18 protein-coding genes are annotated in these 19436 nt (G+C 71.9%); 10 read left to right on the top strand and 8 right to left on the bottom strand.

Translation table 11 applies throughout. From position 1 onward, the window contains the following. Positions 1–59: 59 nt before the first annotated feature. From G3576_RS23930 to G3576_RS23920, 3 genes are read right to left on the bottom strand one after another with little or no spacing between them, the layout of a single operon-like run. Positions 60–986, bottom strand: coding sequence for a dihydroorotate dehydrogenase (locus tag G3576_RS23930; protein ID WP_164696991.1), 927 nt, complete (start codon positions 984–986; stop codon positions 60–62). Next, positions 980–1798: a dihydroorotate dehydrogenase electron transfer subunit gene (locus tag G3576_RS23925; protein WP_164696990.1), complete on the bottom strand. Its 819-nt coding sequence runs from the start codon at positions 1796–1798 to the stop codon at positions 980–982. The genes G3576_RS23930 and G3576_RS23925 overlap by 7 nt, the downstream gene beginning before the upstream one ends. 58 nt (positions 1799–1856) lie before the next feature. Next, a complete protein-coding gene (locus G3576_RS23920; protein ID WP_164696989.1) occupies positions 1857–2891 on the bottom strand; it encodes an ornithine cyclodeaminase family protein in 1035 nt (344 codons plus the stop codon). A gap of 26 nt (positions 2892–2917) precedes the next feature. Here G3576_RS23920 and G3576_RS23915 point away from each other — a divergent pair, with 26 nt between their 5' ends. The 3 genes from G3576_RS23915 to G3576_RS23905 are packed head-to-tail and all read left to right on the top strand — an operon-like array spanning position 2918 to position 6014. Further along, on the top strand, positions 2918–4285 hold the full coding sequence (locus tag G3576_RS23915; protein ID WP_235952394.1) for a Zn-dependent hydrolase: 1368 nt from the start codon (positions 2918–2920) through the stop codon (positions 4283–4285). 2 nt (positions 4286–4287) lie between these two features. After that, entirely contained in the window at positions 4288–4965 is a 678-nt protein-coding gene (locus tag G3576_RS23910) for an orotate phosphoribosyltransferase (protein WP_164696988.1), read from the top strand. Next, positions 4962–6014 (top strand): ring-opening amidohydrolase, encoded by a 1053-nt coding sequence (locus tag G3576_RS23905; RefSeq protein WP_164696987.1) that lies wholly within the window; start codon positions 4962–4964, stop codon positions 6012–6014. Before G3576_RS23910 ends, G3576_RS23905 begins: the two co-directional genes overlap by 4 nt. Here G3576_RS23905 and G3576_RS23900 read toward each other — a convergent pair. Further along, a complete protein-coding gene (locus tag G3576_RS23900; protein WP_164696986.1) occupies positions 5998–7191 on the bottom strand; it encodes an amidase in 1194 nt (397 codons plus the stop codon). The genes G3576_RS23905 and G3576_RS23900 overlap by 17 nt on opposite strands. Before the next feature lie 93 nt (positions 7192–7284). Between G3576_RS23900 and G3576_RS23895 the strand changes: the two genes are divergently transcribed. From G3576_RS23895 to G3576_RS23870, 6 genes are read left to right on the top strand one after another with little or no spacing between them, the layout of a single operon-like run. After that, positions 7285–8247, top strand: coding sequence for a Bug family tripartite tricarboxylate transporter substrate binding protein (locus tag G3576_RS23895; protein ID WP_164696985.1), 963 nt, complete (start codon positions 7285–7287; stop codon positions 8245–8247). A gap of 58 nt (positions 8248–8305) precedes the next feature. After that, a complete protein-coding gene (locus G3576_RS23890; protein WP_164696984.1) occupies positions 8306–9061 on the top strand; it encodes an SDR family NAD(P)-dependent oxidoreductase in 756 nt (251 codons plus the stop codon). Positions 9062–9076: 15 nt separating this feature from the next. Then, positions 9077–10048 (top strand): Bug family tripartite tricarboxylate transporter substrate binding protein, encoded by a 972-nt coding sequence (locus G3576_RS23885; protein ID WP_164696983.1) that lies wholly within the window; start codon positions 9077–9079, stop codon positions 10046–10048. Between the two features lie 5 nt (positions 10049–10053). Beyond that, positions 10054–11808, top strand: a complete 1755-nt coding sequence (locus G3576_RS23880) for a thiamine pyrophosphate-binding protein (RefSeq protein WP_164696982.1) — start codon at positions 10054–10056, stop codon at positions 11806–11808. A gap of 38 nt (positions 11809–11846) precedes the next feature. After that, positions 11847–12797, top strand: a complete 951-nt coding sequence (locus G3576_RS23875) for a Bug family tripartite tricarboxylate transporter substrate binding protein (protein ID WP_164696981.1) — start codon at positions 11847–11849, stop codon at positions 12795–12797. A 4-nt stretch (positions 12798–12801) separates the two neighbouring features. Further along, positions 12802–13863: an NAD(P)-dependent oxidoreductase gene (locus tag G3576_RS23870; protein ID WP_164696980.1), complete on the top strand. Its 1062-nt coding sequence runs from the start codon at positions 12802–12804 to the stop codon at positions 13861–13863. Positions 13864–13920: 57 nt separating this feature from the next. Here the strand turns inward: G3576_RS23870 and G3576_RS23865 are convergent, their stop codons facing one another. After that, positions 13921–14376 (bottom strand): nuclear transport factor 2 family protein, encoded by a 456-nt coding sequence (locus G3576_RS23865; RefSeq protein ID WP_164696979.1) that lies wholly within the window; start codon positions 14374–14376, stop codon positions 13921–13923. Positions 14377–14452: 76 nt separating this feature from the next. On the opposite strand from G3576_RS23865, the gene G3576_RS23860 reads away from it, so the two are divergent. Beyond that, positions 14453–15205, top strand: coding sequence for an SDR family NAD(P)-dependent oxidoreductase (locus G3576_RS23860; RefSeq protein WP_164696978.1), 753 nt, complete (start codon positions 14453–14455; stop codon positions 15203–15205). Between the two features lie 19 nt (positions 15206–15224). Here G3576_RS23860 and G3576_RS23855 read toward each other — a convergent pair whose 3' ends face one another. The 3 genes from G3576_RS23855 to G3576_RS23845 all read right to left on the bottom strand — a co-directional run bounded on the left by G3576_RS23855 (position 15225) and on the right by G3576_RS23845 (position 19422). After that, the gene (locus tag G3576_RS23855; RefSeq protein WP_164696977.1) at positions 15225–16823 is read right to left on the bottom strand and encodes an ABC transporter substrate-binding protein; all 1599 of its coding nucleotides are present in this window, start codon (positions 16821–16823) and stop codon (positions 15225–15227) included. A gap of 79 nt (positions 16824–16902) precedes the next feature. Then, entirely contained in the window at positions 16903–18459 is a 1557-nt protein-coding gene (locus tag G3576_RS23850) for an ABC transporter substrate-binding protein (RefSeq protein WP_164696976.1), read from the bottom strand. Positions 18460–18780: 321 nt separating this feature from the next. Next, complete coding sequence (locus G3576_RS23845) at positions 18781–19422, bottom strand: GntR family transcriptional regulator (protein WP_164696975.1); 642 nt, start codon at positions 19420–19422, stop codon at positions 18781–18783. Positions 19423–19436: the final 14 nt, after the last annotated feature.

The following is a 19436-nucleotide window of genomic DNA, read 5'->3' as shown; positions in this document are numbered from 1 at the left end:
TTATTCCTTCGAGGACTAAGCACTATCAGGGGAAGCCGCCCTGCCCTGTCAACCCGTGGCTATTCGGCGGCCAGGCGACGGCCCGGCAGCGCCAGGCCCGTGAGGTCGGCGCTGCGGGTGAAACCGCGGCGGGTACAGAAATCACGCAGGCCCTCGATCACCTGCATCATCGCCGTCGGGCTGACGAAGCTGGCGGTGCCGATCTGCACGGCAGTGGCGCCGGCCATCATGAACTCCACCGCATCCTCCGCCGTCGCGATGCCGCCCACGCCGATCAAGGGGATGCGCACGGCCTGGGCGCATTGCCAGGTGAGGCGCAGCGCGATGGGCTTGAAGGCGGGGCCGGAGAAGCCGCCCATGCCGGCGCCGAGCCTGGGGCGCGCCGTCTCGATATCGATGGCGAGGCCGAGGATGGTGTTGGCGACGACGATCGCGTCCGCGCCGGCTTCCTCCACCGCCCGCGCCACCGCGGCGATATCGCCGGTATTGGGGGAGAGCTTGGCCCAGATCGGCAGGGCGCAGCGCGCGCGCATGGCGGCGATGGCGGCGGCCGCACTTTCCGGGAACATCGCGAAGGCGCGGCCATCCTCCTCCAGATTGGGGCAGGAGATGTTGGCCTCGATCGCCGCGATGCCGGGGGTTTCGGCCAGGCGCGCGGCGGCCTCCGCGAAGGCGGCGTTGGTGCCGGCGGAGAGGGAGACGATGAGCGGCGGGCGGAAGCGGCGCCATTCGGGGATGGCGTGCGCGATGAAATGGTCCAGCCCCTTGCCCGGGATGCCGATGGAATTGAGGATTCCGGCCTCCGTCTCGCAGAGCCGCGGCAGGGGATTGCCGGCGCGGGGCTCCGGCGTGACGGATTTCGTGACCAGCGCGCCCAGTGCATCCAGGTCGAAGACCTGCGCGAGTTCCGGGCCGAAGGTGCCCGAGGCCGGCATGACGGGGTTGGCCAGCGTGATCGCGCCGATGCGGGTGGCGAGGTCTACCATCCCAGCGCCGCCTGCAGGTCGAAGACCGGGCCTTCCGCGCAGACGCGGAGGTTGACGGTGCCGCCATCCGGCGCGCGGATCGGGCGCACGCAGCAGAAGCACATGCCGAGCCCGCAGCCCATCTGCTGTTCCAGCGCCACCTGGCCGGGGATGGCGTATTCCGCCGAAAGCCGTTGCAGCAGCAGCAGCAGGCGGTTCGATCCGCAGGTGAAGACGGCGTCCGGCCGCGCGGCCTCGAACCGCGCGCGCAGCAGCGCCTCCACGGCCAGGGGATCGCTGCTGCCATCGGCATCGAGCACGGGGAAGACATGCGCGCCGGAATGGCCCGCGAATTCCTCCGCCATCAGGTCGGCGGGATCGCGCGCCGACAGCACCGCCTCCACCGCGATGCCCATCCGCGCGGCGGCCTCCGTCAGCGGCGCCAGCGTGGCGAGGCCGACGCCGCGCGCCAGGATCAGGATGCGCCGCCAGGAGGGGTGGAGCGTGAAACCCTGGCCGAGCGGGCCGACGACGGACAGCCGGTCCCCCGCCCGCAGCGCCGCCAGCGCCGCGGTGCCCCTGCCCTTCACATGGAAGAGGAAGCCGAGCGGTTCATCGGCGCCGCAGCGCCAGATGCTCATGGGCCGGCGCAGATAGGGCCCGCTGCCGGCGCCGTCGCGGCAGAGCAGGTGGAAGAACTGCCCGGGTCGGCTGAGAGCCGAGAGGTCGGGCGCATCAAGGCGCAGGCGATGGTAGCGGCGCCCCACCGGGGCACTCTCGATCACCACCGCATTGCGTTCGGCCACGGGAAAGGCGGCCGGGGCGAGGTCCATGCTGGGCCCTGCTGGTTCAAGGCCCGGATGTTCTAGCGCGGCCCGGCGAAGTCAACCCTCAGCGCAGCAGGGCACGGTTCCGGCGCGGCGTGGGGCCGCGGAGATGCGGGTTGGGCGCGGCGCCAAGGCCCACCCGGATGCCAAGCCGGCGCAGCCGCGCCTTGCGCCAGGCGAGCACCGCCAGCGCCAGGTCGCCGATCGCCATCCCCTGGATGATGGCCAGCACCTTGTCGTCGTCCTTCACACGGCCCGGCTTCATGCCGCCGACGATCTCTCCCACATCGGCATCGAGCCGCGCGGTCACCGCCTCCGCCGTCAGGGCCTTGCTGCCGATCCAGGCGCCGACATTGCCGATGGTCAGCGCGAAGACGAGGTCGTCCACCACGAAGCGGTCGGCCCAGCCCAGCAGATCCGCGTTCAACTCCACATCGCCGAGGCCGATCACCGTGGCGCCCGGCTTCACCATGGAGGCGTCGAGGAAGGCCTCGGTGGCGGAGGTGATGGTGATGACGATGTCGGCATCGCGCACCGCCTCCGCGATGGAGGGCGCGGCGTGGAGCGTGAGGGAGAGGTCCTTCGGCGCCCTGGCGACGAACTCCTCCACCGCCTCCGCGCGCCGTGCCGCGACATGGAGGTCCGTGAGGGCGGGCAGCGCGGCGGCGAGGCAGGCGGGGACATGCGCGGCGATGCGCCCGGCGCCGATCAGCGCGGCGCGCGTCGCGCCGGGGCGGGCGAGCATCCTGGCCGCCAGCGCGCCGGTGGCCGCGGTGCGCAGGCAGTGCAGCCCGTATTCGTCCATCATCGCCAGCGGCCGGCCGCTGGTGGCATCGGCCAGCCAGAACCAGTCCTGCGCGCCGGCCTGCGCATCCGCGATCATGCGGAAGCCCGCGAGCCCCGCGCCGGGCAGCACCGCGCCCTTCACCTTGAAGCGCGCATCCTGTCCCTGAAGACCGAGCGCGGGCGGGTTGGACAGCACCTGGCGATGGGTGGCGTAGTCCCGCCAGGCATCCTCGATGGCGTCCAGCGCTTCCGCCGGCGTCACCAGGCCCGTGGCTTCGCCGCTGCGGAGGATGAGGAACTCGTCGTTGTCCATGGAGCGCCCGGTTCGGTGTGACTGTGATGGTGGGCCGCCCCGGCGCCACCGCCAAGGGGTCCCCCGTTCTTGCCCAGATCGGCGTGGCGCGCCAGCATCCCGCGATGGACACCGCCCTGCCCGCCATCGCGCCCGACCTTGCCGCCCTGGCGCGCGGGCTGTTCGACGCGCTGCGGGAGGCGCATTTCGACGGCACCGGCATCACGCGGGAGACCTATGGCGCCGGCGAGACGGCGGCGATGCGGCGCATCGAGGCGATCGCGCGGGACGCCGGGCTGCGCTGCGAGTGGGATCCGGCGGCGAACCTGGTCATCACGCTGGAAGGGACGGACCCGTCCCTGCCCGCGGCGGCCTGCGGATCGCACCTCGACAGCGTGCCGCAGGGCGGCAATTTCGATGGCGCGGCGGGGGTGATCGCGGGGCTGCTGGCGCTGCTCGGGGCGCAGCGCGCGGGGCCACGGGCGCGCAGCCTGGTGCTGTTCGTGATGCGGGGCGAGGAGAGCGCCTGGTATGGCCGGCCCTATCTCGGCTCCTCCGCCCTGTTCGGGCTGTTCGAGCCCGGCTGGATGGAGCTGGCCTGCCTGCAGGACCCGTCGCTCACCTTGCGTGCGGCCATGGCGCGGGAGGGGGCGGATGTGGCGTCCGTCGCGGCCGGCAGGCGGCTGGTCGATCCCGCCTCCCTCTCCCACTTCGTGGAGCTGCATATCGAGCAGGGGCCGGTGATGGTGGCGCGCGGCGTGCCCGTGGGCCTCGTCTCCGGCATCCGCGGCAACCACCGCCACCCGCATGCGACCGCGACCGGGGAGGCCGCGCATTCCGGCGCGGTGCCGCGCTGGCTGCGGCGGGACGCGGTGCTGGCGACGGCGGATTTCGCCATGCGCCTCGACGCCACCTGGCGGAACGCGCTGGAACGCGGCGAGGATCTGGTGATGACCTTCGGCATCCTGACCACGGATCCGAGGCAGCATGCGATGACGCGCGTGCCCGGGGAGGCGCGCTTCACGCTGGAATACCGGTCCGAGAGCGAGCGGACGCTGAAGGATTTCCAGGCCCTGGCGGAAGCCGAAGCGCTGGAGATCGCGCGGGAGCGGCGCGTGCGGATCGACCTCGGCCTGCCGGTGCGGACCCCGCCCGCGGTGATGGATGCGCGGCTTCTGGCGCTGGCGAAACGCTTGTGCGATTCGGGCGGCATGGCGCATGAGGTGCTGGCGAGCGGCGCGGGGCATGATGCCGCGATCTTCGCCAATGCGGGCGTGCCTTCCGCCATGGTCTTCGTGCGCAACGAGCATGGCAGCCACAATCCGCGGGAAGCGATGGGCTTCGAGGATTTCCTGAAGGGGGCCGCGGTGCTGCAGGCCATCCTGCTGAACGGCGCGGAAGCGGTGGGGCGATAGGCATGGACCAGGACGCGATCGCCCGCCGCACGGCGCAGGCGCTGCTGGACACAAGGGCGATCCTGCTGCGGCCGGACCGGCCCTTCATGCTCTCCTCCGGCTGGGCGGCGCCGGTCTATCTCGACATCCCCCGCGCACTCTCCTTCCCGCTGGCGCGGCGCGCGCTGCTGGAGGGGGCGGAGGCGCGCATCCTAGCGGAGGTCGGCCATGCCGGCTTCGATGCGGTGGCGGCGACGGAACAGGGCGGCATCGCGCTCGGCGCCATGCTGGCGGAACGCTTTCACCAGCCCTTCGCCGTGGTGCGGCGCCGGGCGCAGGGCTTCGGCGCGGATGCGCATATCGAGGGCGCGCTGCGCCCGGGGTCGCGCGTGCTGCTCGTCAGCGACGTGACCACCGATGGGCGCAGCAAGGGTGCCTATTGCCGCGCGCTGGAACGGGCGGGGATGGAGGTGGCGCGCATCTTCGTGCTGTTCAAATGGGGCATCTTCGATCGCGTGGCCGCCGACGGCACGGGGGCGGGGCTGTTCGGGCTGGCGAATTGGGATGACGTCGTCGAGGCGGCGGAGGCGCGCGGCGCGCTGCCGGCGGATGACCTGGCGGAGCTGCGCCGCTACCTCGCCGATCCCGTGGCCTGGTCGGCGGCGCATGGCGGCATTGCCGGGCTGGACGCCACGCCGTGACGGTGCTGCTGCGTCACTACGACATGGAAGGCCCGGGCGATGCGCGGGGGCTGGCGGCGGCGCTGGCCGGGCTGCCGCCGGGGCGCATCCGGCGCATCGCAGTGCTGGGGAAGACGGAGGGGACGGCGACGCTGAACGACTTCTCCCGCGACCTCGCCATCGCGGCGACGCAGGCGGCGCTGGGCGGGCGGGAGGCCACGCTGATCTTCTCCACGGGCTGCGAGGGCGTGATCACGCCGCATGGCACGCTGATGGTGGAGATGGAGACGCCGCGCGATCCCGCGGGGCCGGCACGGCTGGCGCTGGGCGTCGCGGCGACGGCGCCGATCCCGGTGGAGGAGTATGGCGGGCGCGGCCATGCGGCTTCGGTGGCGGAGGCCGTGCGGCGCGCCATGGCGGATGCGGGGGCAAGCGCCGACCAGGTGGCGCTGGTGCTGGTGAAGAGCCCGGTGCTGCCGCGCCGGCATCTCGCGACCCTGCCGGCGGAACGCGCGGCGCGGGCGGGATCGACGCCGACATCGCGCGCCGTCGCGGCCCTCGGCGCGGGGATCGCGCTGGGGGAGGTGGCGGAGGACCGCGTGACGGATGCGGCGATCCTGCGCGATGGGTCGCTGCACAGCCGGCGCGTGATGGCCTTCTCCGGCACGGAACTCACCCATTGCGAGGTGATCCTGCTGGCGAATGTGCCGGGGGCGGGCGGCGATCTGGTGATGGCGACGGAGCCGCTTTCCGACATCATCGACGCGCCGGCGCTGATGCGGCTCGCGCGGCGCGTCGGGCTGGCGCCGGATGCGGCGGGGCTGTTCACGACGAGCGCGCCGGAGGCGCTGCTGGTGAAGGTGGGCGTCAGGCCGGGCGGCGCGGTGCGGGGCCGACGGACGACGGTGTTCGAGAGCGAGCTGGACCCCGACAAGCATATGCGTCCCGTGGCGTCCGGGATGGTCGGCGCGATCTTCGGCACGACGCGGGTCTTCATCAGCGGCGGCGCGGAACAGCAGGCGCCGCCGGGCGGCGGGCTTGCCGCGATGATCGTCAGAGCGGCGGGCTAGGCGCGGGCGGCAGCACGGCCTCAACGCGCGCGGCGAGCGCCAGCAGCGCGGCGTCCTCGCCCGGCGCGGCCAGCAGGTGCAGGCCGAAGGGCACGCGTTCCCGCTTGTAGAGCCCGGCCGGGAGCGTAATGGCCGGGGCGCCGGCGGCATTGGCGGTGCGCACGAAGATCGAGCGCGCGGGGTCGAGGGGGACGGGCGTTCCGTCGAAGTCGACCGTGTCGGCCTCGATCGGCGGCGCCGCGAAGGGCCAGGTGGGGGTGGCGATGGCGGAGGCGTCGCGCAGCGCCGCCCGCAGCGCCTGCGTGAAGGCGGCACAGGTGGCGCGGGCGTCGCGAACCACGGCGGGATCCAGCGCCCGATACGCTGCGCGGCGGGCGAGGAGGCGCGGGCCGAGGGGTGCGTCATCCGGCAGGCGGTCCAGCCAGGCGCCGCCCTCGGCGAGGGAGATCATGCCGCAGGCGGCGTCCGCCTCCCGCCAGAGCGGGATCTCGGCCTCGACGGTCTCGATCCCCGCTTCGCGGCAGCGATCCAGCGCGGCGGCGAAGAGGGCGCGCGTGGCGGCATCGGCGCTTTCTGCGACCAGGATGGACGGCACCAGCAGGCGGGGCCTCGCGCGGCCCATCGGCGTGCCCAGCACGGCGGCGCCGCGCGCCAGCGTCGCGACATCCCGCGCGATGAGGCCGAGCGTGTCGAGGCTCGGCGCGGGCTGAGTCGCGCCGCTGTAGTCCCAGGTGCCGAGGCTCGGCTTGAAGCCGACGACGCCGCAGTGAAGCGCGGGGTTGCGGACGGAGCCGCCGCTGTCGGTGCCGAGGCCGAGCATCGCCTGGCCGAGCGCGACGGCGACGCCGCTGCCGGTGGAGGAGCCGCCCGCGGTGCGGGTCACGTCGAAGGGGTTGAGGCCCATCGGCTCCGCCGCATTGTCCGGGGCGTACATCGCCATCTCCGACAGCGTCGTCATGCCGACCACGACGGCACCGGCGGCCTTCAGGCGCGCCACGCAGGCGGCGTCCTCCGTCGCGATGCGATGGGCGAAGACGGCGCTGCCCTCCGTCCAGGGCAGGCCGGCGACGGGGATGTTGCCCTTCACCGCCAGCGTGACGCCGGAAAGCGGGCCCGGGGCGGGCGCGGCGGGGTGCTCGACACGGTGGGAGAAGGCGCGGAAGCGGGCGAGGTCCATCGGGACAGCATGGGGGCGATGCCGGGATGCGGGAAGATGGACGCTGGCATGGGGATCGCTAGGCTCTGTGCCAGAACAGGCGGGAGAGTGATCATGCTGTTGCGCAGGACGCTTCTGGGGGCAGCGATGGCGCTGCCGTCCATCACGGCGCGGGCGCAAGCGCCCTGGCCATCGCGCGCTATCCGCCTGGTGGTGCCCTTCGGCGTCGGCGGCACGGCGGATATCTTCACGCGCCTGGTTGGGCAGCGGCTGCAGGAGAATCTCGGCCAGGCGGTGGTGGTGGAGAATCGCACCGGCGCGGCGGGCACCATCGGCACGGACCATGTCGCGAAGTCGCCGCCCGATGGCTATAGCTGGATCGTCTGCACCAACACCCAGACGGCGAACGAGACACTGATGCCTGGCCGGTCCTACGATCTGCTGCGGGATTTCGCGCCTTCGGCCTCGCTGAACATCATGCATCACGCGGTGGTGGTGCATCCCTCCCTGCCCGTGAATTCCATCGCGGAACTGATCGCCCATGCGAAGGCGAATCCCGGGCGGCTGGATGTGGGCTCGCCCGGCATCGGGTCCGGCCACCATCTGGCGTCGGAGGTCTTCAAGGCGCAGGCGGGCATCACCATGCAGCACGTGCCCTTCCGCAGCAGCGACCAGGTGCGGACGGCGGTGGTGGCGGGGCAGGTGCCGCTCTGCTTCGATCCGATCCCGTCGATGCTGGAGACGATCCGCACCGGCCGCGTGCGCTGCATCGGCACCACGGGCCCACGGCGCAACGCCGTGCTGCCCGATGTGGGCACGGTGGCGGAGGTGCTGCCGGGTTTCGAGCAATCCGTCTGGGTCGGGCTGCTGGCCCCGGCGCGCACGCCGCCCGCGATCCTGGAGCGGATGCAGGCGGAGGTCGGGAAGATCCTCGCCGACCCGGCGATCCAGGACCAGCAGGCGCGGACCGGCGCGCAGGTGATGCCGATGGGCGTGGCGGAGTTCACGGCCTTCGTGCGTCGCGACGTGGAGCAGCACCGGGAGTGGATCCGCGCCGCGCGGATCGAGCCCGTCTAGCCCTTGCCCCCCGCGCGGTCTGCCGTGACACTCGCGGCCAAGACATGGGGGAAACGGGATGGAGCTGGGCCTGAAGGGGCGGCGCGCCCTGGTGACGGGCGCGAGCCAGGGCATCGGCCGGGCGGTGGCCCGCGCCCTGGCGCGGGAGGGCGTGACCGTCGCGGCCGCCGCACGGCGCAGCGGCCTGGTGCGGGCGATGGCGTCGGAGGTCGCGGCCGAGGGCGGCGCGCCCATCATCCCCATCGCCATCGACCTGACGGAGAAGGACGCCGCCGCGCGTCTTGCCGACGCGGCCATGCAGGCGCTGGGCGGCATCGACATCCTGATGAACGCGGCGGGCGGCAGCCGCCCCCTGCCCTTCGATGCGCCTCGCGCCGATTGGGACGAGGGCATGGAGATCAACTTCCATCGGTTGCGGGAGCTGACCCATGCCGTGATGCCGGGGATGCGCGCGCAAGGCTGGGGGCGCGTGGTGAACTTCACGGGCACCTCGGAGCCGAAGATCATCAACGCCGCCTTCGCCGCCAAGGCCGCGGTGCATGTCTGGGCCAAGGGCCTGTCGCGCGACGTCGCGGCGGATGGCGTCACCATCAACTGCCTCCAGCCCGGCCGCATCCGCAGCGAGCAGATGGCCAGGCGCTACCCGACACCGGAGAGCGAGCGGGAGTTCGCGGAGGCCGAGATTCCCATGAAGCGCTTCGGGGAGGCGGAGGAGATGGCGGATGTCGCGATCTTCCTCGCCTCCGACCGCGCTGCCTACGTCACCGGCACCGTCATCCCCGTGGATGGCGGCATGTCGCGCTTCGCCTTCTGAGGGAGGGTTTCAGCCATGACGACGACGCGGCGATCCTTGCTGGCGGGCAGCGCGACCTTGCTGGCCGCGCCCGCCTTCGCGCAGGCCAGTTGGCCCGACAAGCCGATCCGTTTCATCGTGCCCTTCGCGCCCGGCGGCACCACGGACATCCTGGCCCGCGTGCTGGCGCCGCGCCTCACGCAGGGGCTCGGCGGTTCCGTCGTGGTGGAGAACCGGGGCGGCGCCGGCGGCACGGTGGGGCATGAGGTCGTGGTGCGATCGCCGCCCGATGGATACACCATCATGCTCGGCCATATCGGCACGCTGGGGGTGAACCCGAGCCTCTATCCGCGCCTCAGCTTCGACCCGATCGGCGGCGTCGCGCCCGTCTCCATGGTGGCGCTGGTGCCGAACATCCTGGCGGTGCATCCCTCCGTGCCGGCGCGCAACCTGCAGGAGTTGATCGCGCTGGCGCGGCGGCGGCCCGGGGAGCTGACCTATGGCAGCGCAGGCAATGGCAGTGCGGCGCATATCGCCGCCGCGGCGCTCGGCCATGCGGCGGGGGTGGAGTTCACCCATGTGCCCTATCGCGGCAGCGGGCCGATGGCGAATGACCTGATCGCGGGCCAGATCAGCTTCACCATGACGGGCGGTACCGTCGTGATGCCGCTGGTGCGGGATGGGCGGCTGCGCGCGCTCGGCGTTTCGTCGCGCACGCGGATGCAGGCCGATCCCTCCATCCCGACCATCGCGGAGCAGGGGCTGCCGGGCTTCGAGACGACGCAATGGTACTGCGTCGTCACCACCGCCGGCGTGCCCGCACCCATCATCGCGCGGCTGAACGCGGAGGTGCACAAGGCGATGAACGATCCGGAGGTGCGGAGCCGCCTGGCGACCGAGGGCGCGGAGAGCGCGCCCGGCACGCCGGAGGAACTCGGCACCTTCATGCGGGCGGAGGTCGCACGCTGGGCGGAGGTGATCCGCATCACCGGCATGAGGGCGGATTGAACGGCATGGATGAGATCGAGAAGCCCGTCGCCTCGCCCCCCGGCAGCGTCTGGGGCAGCGATGTCGTGGCGCGGCTGGTGCAGGCCATGGGCTACAGGCACATCACGCTCAATCCCGGCGCCAGCTTCCGCGGGCTGCATGACAGCCTGGTGAACGATACGGGCAACCGCGACCCGCAGATGATCCTCTGCCTGCATGAAGGCAATGCGGTCGCCATCGCGCATGGCTGGGCGAAGGTGACGGGCACGCCGATGGCCGTTGTGCTGCACAGCAATGTCGGGCTGATGCATGGCACGATGGGGCTGTTCAACGCCTGGTGCGACCGCGTGCCGATGCTGGTGCTGGGCGCGACGGGGCCGGTGGATGCGGCGGCGCGTCGGCCCTGGATCGACTGGCTCCATACCATGAGCGACCAGGCCGCGCTGGTCCGGCCCTTTCTCAAGTGGGACAACCAGCCGGCTTCGGTGCCGGCCGCGATGGAGGCGCTGCTGCGCGCCAACCTCATCACGCGCAGCGCGCCCTGCGGGCCGGTCTATGTGAACCTCGATGCCGCGTTGCAGGAGATGCGGCTGGAGGCGCTGCCGGCGCTGCCCGACGTTTACCGCTATGCGCCGCCGGCGGCATCGGTGCCGGCGCCGGCCACGATCGAGGCGGCGGTCGCGATGATCCGCGCGGCAAAGCGGCCGATGATCCTGCCGGGGCGCGGCGCGCGCAGCACGACGGATTGGGCGCGCCGCGTCGCGCTGGCGGAGGCGCTGGACGCGGTGGTGCTGACGGACTTCAAGGTCGGCGCCGCCTTCCCGACCGATCATCCGCTGCACGCCGCCGCGCCGACCACTTTCCTGACGGAGAAGGCGCAGGCGGCGCTGCGGGAGGCCGATCTGGTGCTGGCCTTCGACTGGGTGGACCTGGCGGGCACGCTGAAGCAGGCGGGCGGGTTCACGGGCCGCGTCATCCACGCGACGGTCGACCAGCAGCTGCACAACGGCTTCGGCATGGAGCATTTCGGCCTGCCGCCCGTCGATCTGCATCTCGCCTGCGAGCCCGCCATCGCGCTGCATGCCATCGCGGATGCGATGGGCGTCGGCCCCGGCACGCCGCCGGGCGAGTTGCCGGCCTGCCCGGCCCTGCCGCCGGCGGCGCCGGACGCGATGCTGGATGTGGGCACGCTGTCGGCGGCGCTGGGCGAGGGGCTGCACGGCGTGCCCGCCTGCCTGGTGCGGCTGCCGCTGGGATGGCGGGGCGAGACCTGGCATTTCCGCCATCCGCTGGACTACCTCGGCGGCGATGGCGGCGCCGGCATCGGCGCGGGGCCTGGCATGCTGATCGGCGCGGCGATGGGCCTGCAGGGCACGGGGCGGCTGCCGGTCGCGGTGCTCGGCGATGGCGACACGCTGATGAGCGCGACCGCCTTCTGGACCGCGGCGCATTACCGCGTGCCGATGCTGGCCGTCATCTGCAACAACCGCAGCTTCTACAATGACGAGGTTCACCAGGAACGCGTCGCCAAGCAGCGCAACCGGCCCGTCGAGAACAAGTGGATCGGCCAGCGCATCGCCGACCCCGACATCGACATCGCCGCGCTGGCGCGTTCGCAGGGCGCGACGGGGATCGGGCCGGTGCACACCGCGGGTGAACTGGCGGCAGCGGTGCGCGACGCGGTGGCGCGGGTGCGCGCGGGGGAGACGGTGGTGATCGATGCGCGCGTGGCGCCCGGCTACTCGGCGGCGATGACGGCAGGACTCACGAGGCACAGCTGACGGCCGGAAAGGCTGCGGCATCAGGGAGGAGAAGGACGATGCAGCGACGTTCGTTCCTGGGCGCGGCCATGGCGATGGCGGCCGCGCCCGCATGGGCGCAGGACTTCCCCGCGCCGACGCTGAAGATGGTGGTTCCCTTCACGCCCGGCGGCAGCAACGATTTGATGGGGCGGCTGATCGCGGAGAAGCTCGGCGCGCGCTGGGGCCGGCCCTTCGTGGTGGAGAACCGGCCGGGGGCCGCGGGCAATATCGGCACGGAACTCGTCGCCCGCAGCGCGCCGGATGGCGCCACCTGGCTCTTCGCGCCGAACCAGGTGCTGACGACGAATCCGCTGACCATGCGCACCAGCTTCGACCCGCTGCGCGACCTGGCGCTCGCCGCCCGCGTGGCGCGGGTGCAGACGCTGCTGGTGGTGAACCCCGCGACCAACATCCGCGACGTGCGTGGCCTGGTGGCGGCGGCGCGGGAGAGGCCGGGGCAGCTTTCCTACCCCTCTTCCGGCGTCGGCAGCTTCCAGCACATGGGCGTCGGCCGGCTGGTCGGCGACGACATGCTGCACGTGCCCTATGGCGGCGCGGCGCAGCTGATGCCGGATCTGCTGGCGGGGCGGACCCATGCCTTCTGCGGCGCGCTGAACAGCCTGCTGCCGCATGTCCGCGCCGGCGCGCTGCGGCCGCTCGCCGCCATGACGCCATCGCGCGCGACCTTGCTGCCCGATGTGCCGACCATCGCGGAAGCCGGCTTCCCGGGCGAGGAGACGGAGATCTGGGCGGGCGTGGTGCTGGCGGGCGGCACGCCGCGATCCATCGTCAACGCCGTGCATGCGGCGCTGGCAACGCTGTTCGCGGAGCCCGATGTGGTGGCGAAGCTGGCAGAACAGGGGATCGAGCCCGCGATGCAGGGCCCCGAGGAATTCGCGGGCACGGTACGCGCGGAACTCGCCGCGAATGGCGCGCTGGTGCGCCGCATGGGATTGAGACAGGGATAGAGTGATGTCGAATACGCTGCCGACGGCGCGGCTGGCCTATTTCTCCCACTGGATGGATCCGGTCGCGCTGCGCGTGCTGGGCGCGGAGCCCAGCATCGCGCTCGACCACCTGCAATTCGACATGGACCGGCCGACGCTGGACGCGGCCTTCGCGCAGGCCCACGGCTACCACGCGCTGCCGCGGGTGGAGATCAAGGAGCCCTGGTTCTGCGACGCCGCGCTGCTGGCGCGGGCGCCGAACCTGCTGGCGGCGTGTTCGTCGGGCGCGGGCTTCGACGTGATCGATGTGGAGGCCTGCACCAAAGCGGGCGTCATCGTCTGCCACCAATCCGGCACCAACAAGGAAGCGGTGGCGGAGCATGTGCTCGGCCTCATGCTGGCGCTGTCGAAGAAGATCGGCGTGGCGGACAAGATGTTGCGCCGCCAGGCGGGGCTGGACCGCTTCGCCGTCACGGGGCGCGACATCCGCGGCAAGACGATCGGCCTGGTCGGCATCGGGCAGATCGGCACGCGCGTGGCGGAGTTGTGCCGCGGGCTGTTCGGGATGGAGGTGCTGGCCTGCGATCCCTATCTCGACGCCGCAACGATCGCGGCGCGGGGTGGCGTGAAGGCCTCGATGGAGGAGGTGTTCGCGCGCGCAGACTTCGTCTCCGTCCATGTGCCGCGCAACAAGGAGACCTTCGGCATGATCGGCGCGGCGCAATACGCGCTGATGAAGCCGACGGCCTATTTCATCCAGACCTCCCGCGGCGGCATCCATGACGAGGCCGCGCTGGCGCAGGCGCTGGCGGCGGGGCAGCTGGCGGGGGCGGGGCTCGACGTCTTCCTGAAGGAACCGCCGCCGCCCGACCATCCGCTGCTGGGCTTCGACAACGTCCTCGTCACGCCGCACAACGCCGGAATCACGGAGGAAGCGCTGCACGACATGGCGGAGGGTGCGGCGCTGCAATGGATCCAGATCTTCAAGGGCGAGGTGCCGCCGCGACTGGAGAATCCGGAGGTGTGGCCGCTGTATTCGAAGCGCTTCGAGGCGGCGTTCGGGTTTGCGCCGCAGGCGTTGGGGTGAGGAGTTCCCCCCCTTACCCAACCCTCTCCCCCTGTCAGGGGGAGAGGGCTTTTCGAGTCAGCGGATCACCGGGCGGTTGCCGTGGCTTTCGGTGGGCACGCCGCGTTCAAGGGAAAGGTGGCTGTGGACGGCGATCCACGCATCGCCCTGCCGCATCAACACCAGCGTGGCGCGGCCGGGACGCGGGAAGGGCGTGCCATCGGCATGGAAGCCGGTGCTGGTGAAGGGCGCGATCGCCACCGCCATGCCGGCATCGGCGCTGGCCAGCACACGGGCCGCCGCCTCCACGAAGGCGAAATCCGCGGTGCGAGGCCAGACGCTGTCCCACTGGCGGTCACGGAAATTGACGAATCCCTCGAGCACAGCCTGGTGGGTGCCGAAGGCCAGGACCTTCGCGTGCCACATCGGCGTCGCCGTGCGGTAGTCCACGGCCCGCACCGCGGCGGCGAAGCGCGCCATCCAGGCCAGGACGCCGGCGCGGGTTGCCTCATCGGCCTCGGGCAGGTCGTGCATGGTCGTCATCCCCCGGTTTGCGCGGTCCCGGCGGGAAGGGTAACGCTGGCGGCCTGATCAGGGCCAGGAGCGGTGCATGGCGGCGAAGCGCGTTGTTCTCGTGACCGGCGCAGGGAGCGGCATCGGCGCGGCCTGCGTGCGCCGCCTAGCCGCCCCTGGCACCGCTGTCCTGCTGCACACGCGGAGGAACGCGGAGGGGCTGGAGCGCGTGGCGGAGGCCGCGCGCGCCGCCGGGGCGGAGGCCGCGACCATGCTGGGCGATATCGGCGATGCGGCGGTGCCGGCCGGGCTGGTGGCGCGGGCGGTGGAGGAATTCGGCGGGCTCGACGTGGTGGTCACGGCGGCGGGCTTCGCGGACAAGACGCCCTTCGCCCAGGCCGATGACGCCATCTTCCAGAAATCGATCGATGGCGTGCTGTGGGGGTTCCTCCGCACCGCGCGGGCCGCGCTGCCGCATCTCGCCGGCCGGCCCGCCCCGCGGATCATCGCCATCTCCTCCTTCGTCGCGCATGTCTTCCGCACGGATGTCAGCACCTTCCCCGCGAGTGCCGCCGCCAAGGGCGCGGTGGAGGCGCTGGTGCGGGCGCTGGCGGTGGAGGCGGCGAAGGGCGGCATCACCGTGAATGCCGTGGCGCCCGGCTACACGCGCAAGGACCCTGGCGCGCATGCGGCACTCAGCCAGGCGCAATGGGATGCCGTGACGGCAAAGATCCCGATGGGAAGACTCGGGACGCCGGACGACGTGGCGGAGGCGGTGGCCTATTTTGCCTCCCCTGCCGCGGGCTACGTCACCGGGCAGGTGCTGCATGTGAATGGGGGGCTGATCTAGCCCCCCATCCCGTGGTGGATCAGCGACGCATGCGGACGTGGCGGAGTTCCAGATCCTCCTGCACCCGCAGCGGCAGTTCGGCGACCGTCTCCCGCACGCCGAAGATCTGCGGTTCCTGGTGCAGCGGGATCATCGGCAGCAATTCCTTGAACCGCGCCCAGTACTGGGACGCCAGCTGCTGGCGCTTCGGCTGGTCCGTCTCCACCGCGATCTGGCGCAGCAGCTCCGCCATCCGGTCATCCTGGAAGCGGCCCCAGTTGAAGCTGCCCTCGCCCAGCAGTTCGCGCCCCGGATTGGTCATGTCGAAGTTCCCGGGCGTCCAGCCCAGCAGGTAGAACTGGTATTCGCCATTGGCGCCGCCCTGCAGGAAGCGGCCGAAGGGCACGGCATTCAGGCGGGCCTGGATGCCGACGCGCTGCAGCATGCTGACGGCGGCCTGGCAGATGGCCTCGTCATTGACGTAGCGGTTGTTCGGGCAGTTCAGCGTGGTGCGGAAGCCCTGCGGGAAGCCGGCTTCGGCCAGAAGGCGGCGCGACGCCTCCGGGTCGAAGGGCAGGCGCTCATTCGCCGCGGCGTCGAAGCCGCCGATCGCCTGGGCGATGGGAATGCCGGCCGCGACGGTGGAGTTGCGCAGGATGACGCGGGTGATCGTGTTCATGTCGATCGCCTGGTACATCGCGCGCCGCACGCGGGGATCCCGCATCGGGTTGGGCGTGCCGGGCGCGTCCATGTTCTCCGGCCGGGCCGTGTCCATGGCGAAGTAGATGCTGCGCGCCGTCGGGCCCTGGATCAGGCGGATGCCCTGCGCCTGGGAGACGCGCTGCACGTCCTGCAGCGGCACGTGGTACATCACGTCAAGCTCGCGCGACAGCAGCGCGGCCACGCGGGTCGGCGCGCTGGCGACGGGGCGGAAGACGGCGCGCGTGATGCCATGCTGCATCGCGGCCGCGTCCCAGTACTCGGCATTGGGCACCAGCACGGTGCGCTCATCCGCCAGGCGCTCCACGACGCGGAAGGGGCCGGTGCCGTTGGTGTTGAGCTGGACGAAGGTGTTGGTCGCACCCGGCTGGCCGGCGCGGGCCACGGCCATGGCGTTGTTCGTGCGGACCCAGTTCGCGTTCATGATGAAGAACAGCGAGAGGTCCTGCAGCAGGATCGGGTTCGGGCCGCGCGTTTCCATCTCCACCGTGAAGTCATCGACGGCGCGGACGGCGGTCACGCTCTGCAGCACATAGGCCATGTCGTTCTGGCGCACGCGCTCGGCCGACATCACGACGTCGGCGGCGGTGAAGGGCTCGCCGCCATGGAAGCGGACGTTGCGGCGCAGGTGGAAGCGCCAGGTGGTGGGGTTCACCTGCTCCCAGCGCTCCGCCAGCGCGGGGCGGACGCTGCCATCGGGCTGCCGCTTCACCAGCGGCTCATAGACATTCTCCTTCATCGTGTTCGTCACGCCGTGGTTGTTGGCGTGCGGATCGAGGCCGAGGATGTCGTTCGCCGTGGCCCAGGTGAAGGTGCTGGCAGCGGCCGGCGCGGCGGGGGCGGTAGCGGCGAAGACGGCACCCAGCGCCAGCGCGGAAACGGCGCCGCGCAGCAGGGTGCGGAGGGGTGAAGCCTGCATGTTCTTGTGTCTCTTCCCGGTTCGGAGGGGGCCGGAAGATGCTTGAGGCCCCAACCCCTGTCCAGGGTGGAAAAGCCTGCTAGCGCCTGGGATGCAGGTGGTGCGCCAGGGTGCTTTCCTCGACCATCGCGGCATAGCTGAGGGTGGCCCGATGGGCCCAGATGTTCTGCGGCACGTGCAGCGGCAGCACCGCCATGTCCCCCGCCATCGCCACGCGCTGGGCCTGGCGGATCAGCCCATCCCGCGCCGCGGGATCCGCCGTCCCGCGCGCCTGCTCCATCAGCCCGTCGAAGGCCGGGCTGGCATAGCGGCCGCGGTTGAGCCCGCCCAGGCCGCGCGCGGCATCGAAGCTGTGCAGCACCTGCGACAGGCCAAGCCAGGCATCGCCGGTGGAATGGCCGAAGCCGATCAGGAAGGTGCTGAATTCCCGCCGCCCGGCGCGGGTGAAGAAGACGTTGGAGGGCATGACCTCCACCCGCGCATCGAGCCCGATCCGCGCCCAGAACTGCGCGACCGCCTGGGCAGTCTTGTCATCCTCGACATAGCGGTTGTTGGGGGAATGCAGGGTGATGCGGAACCCCTCGGCATAGCCGGCCTCGGCCAGCAGGCGACGCGCCTCGGCGGGGTCGAAGGCGGGGGAGGCGAGGTCGGGATCGAAGCCGAGTTGCCCCTCGATCGCCAGTTGCCCGGAAGCCCTTGCAGCGCCCGAAAGCACGCGGTCCACGATCGCGGCGCGGTTGATCGCGAGCGAGAGGGCATGGCGCACCCGCGCATCCTTCAGCGGATTGGCGGAAAGCGGCCGCCCATCCCGCGACGTGACGAAGGGGGACGGGTCGTTCGCCTGGTCGAGCCCGATATAGATCATGCGGTTCGATGACGCGGCGGAGACCGTCACCTCCGGCCGCGCCCGCAGCCGAGCCACCTCTCCGGGCGGGACGGCATCGACCAGGTCGGCATCGCCCGCCAGCAGCGCCGCGAGCCGCGCCGCATCATTCGCCACCGGCCGCAAGGTGGCGCGGGCGAAGGCGGGCGCCTCCCCCCAATAGCCATCGTTGCGGGCCAGGCGCAGCGCGGAACCCGGCTGCCACTCCACGAAGCGCCAGGGGCCGGAACCCACCACCGCGCGCCCCGCATTGAAATCCGCCGTCGTCGCCGTCGCCGCGATGCGCGCCGGGATGATCCAGGCCGTCATGGCATTCAGCGGCACGGCGGGATCGACGCCGCGGGAGCGGATGCGGATGGTGCGGCTGTCCACCACCTCCAGCGCCGCGATACTGCCGGCCAGGCGGATATAGGGCGCGGGGCTGTTGGGCACGCGCGGCATGCGCTCGATCGAGGCGCGCACATCCTCCGCCGTCACCGGCGTGCCGTCATGGAAGCGCGCATCGGGACGGAGACGGAACTCCCAGAGATCGGGCTCGGGGTTCGAGAACTCCGCGAGGCCCGCGACAGGGCGCAGGTTGCGGTCCGACCCCACCAGCGGATCGAAGAGATGCCGCATCACGGCCTGGTTGGCGCCGACCAGCGCGAAATGCGGATCGAGCGACGAGGTCTCCGTCTGGATCGCGACCCGCGCCTCCTGCGCCGCCGCCACCACCGGCATCAGCACCGCCGCCGCCATCATCCAACCACGCATCGCCGGTCGCCCCCCAGGGTGGTGCGGGAGACAGCCTAGACCGGGGGGATTGCGTTGGGCGAGGGCGACGCATCCCGGGGAAAAGGGCTCCGCCCTCTTCCCCGGACCCCTTCACCCGCCAGGGTCCAGCGGGACCCTGGACCGCGAGGTTATTGGTCGATGGAGGGAGGGGCACGAAGCGACCGCCGGCTCCGAGCGCGCTCCATGCCCCTCCCTCCATCGACCAATCTCATGGGTTCCGAGGGCCCGCTGGCCCTCGGCGGGGGAGAGGTCCGGAGAGGGGCGAGAAGCCCCTCTCCGGGACAGCGCCGCCCTCACGCCTTACGGCGCCCCCGGGCTGAGGTTGTGGTCCCGCATCACCTGCTGGAGTGCCGGCAGGTCGCGGGTGCGGATCAGGCGGATGATGGCGAAGTGGTGGTCGGCGCCGCGGCGGAGCAGGTCCATCGTGTTGCGGCGGCGGATGACGGCGGCGGGAACGCGGGCGCGAAGGTCGAAGAGCAGGTCGACCAGTTCGCGGTTCGGGCATGGCGCCAGCATGGCGGTGTGGAAGGCGATGTTGGCGGCTTCCTGGTCCTCCACCGTGCCGGATTCGAGGGCGGTGGCGAAGGCTTCGGCGTGCTGCTGCATCGTGGCGAGGGCGGTGTCGTCGAGCCTGTCGATGACCAGCGCGGCGGCGGCAACCTCCAGCACGGCGCGGACTTCCATGACCTGGGCGACGCGGGCGGGGTCGAAATCCTCCACCTGGTAGCCGCGGCGCGCGATGTGGCGGACCAGGCGCTTTTCCACCAGCCGGTCCAGCGCCTGGCGGATATCGAGGCGCGTGGCGTTGTAGGCGGCCTCCAGGTCGATCTGGCGCAACCAGGCGCCTGGGCCGAGGCGGCCGAGATGGATGTCGGTCTCCAGCAGGCGAACGAGGTCGCGGTTGCGGGTGGGCGCGGCTTTGCCGGTTTCGCTGCCGTCCATGCCCGCCCTTCCCT

The sequence above is a fragment of the Falsiroseomonas algicola genome (assembly GCF_011040385.1).
Lineage (GTDB): Bacteria > Pseudomonadota > Alphaproteobacteria > Acetobacterales > Acetobacteraceae > Falsiroseomonas > Falsiroseomonas algicola.
Note: the sequence above shows the minus strand (reverse complement) of the source record. Positions and strands in the feature narration are given on the sequence as shown.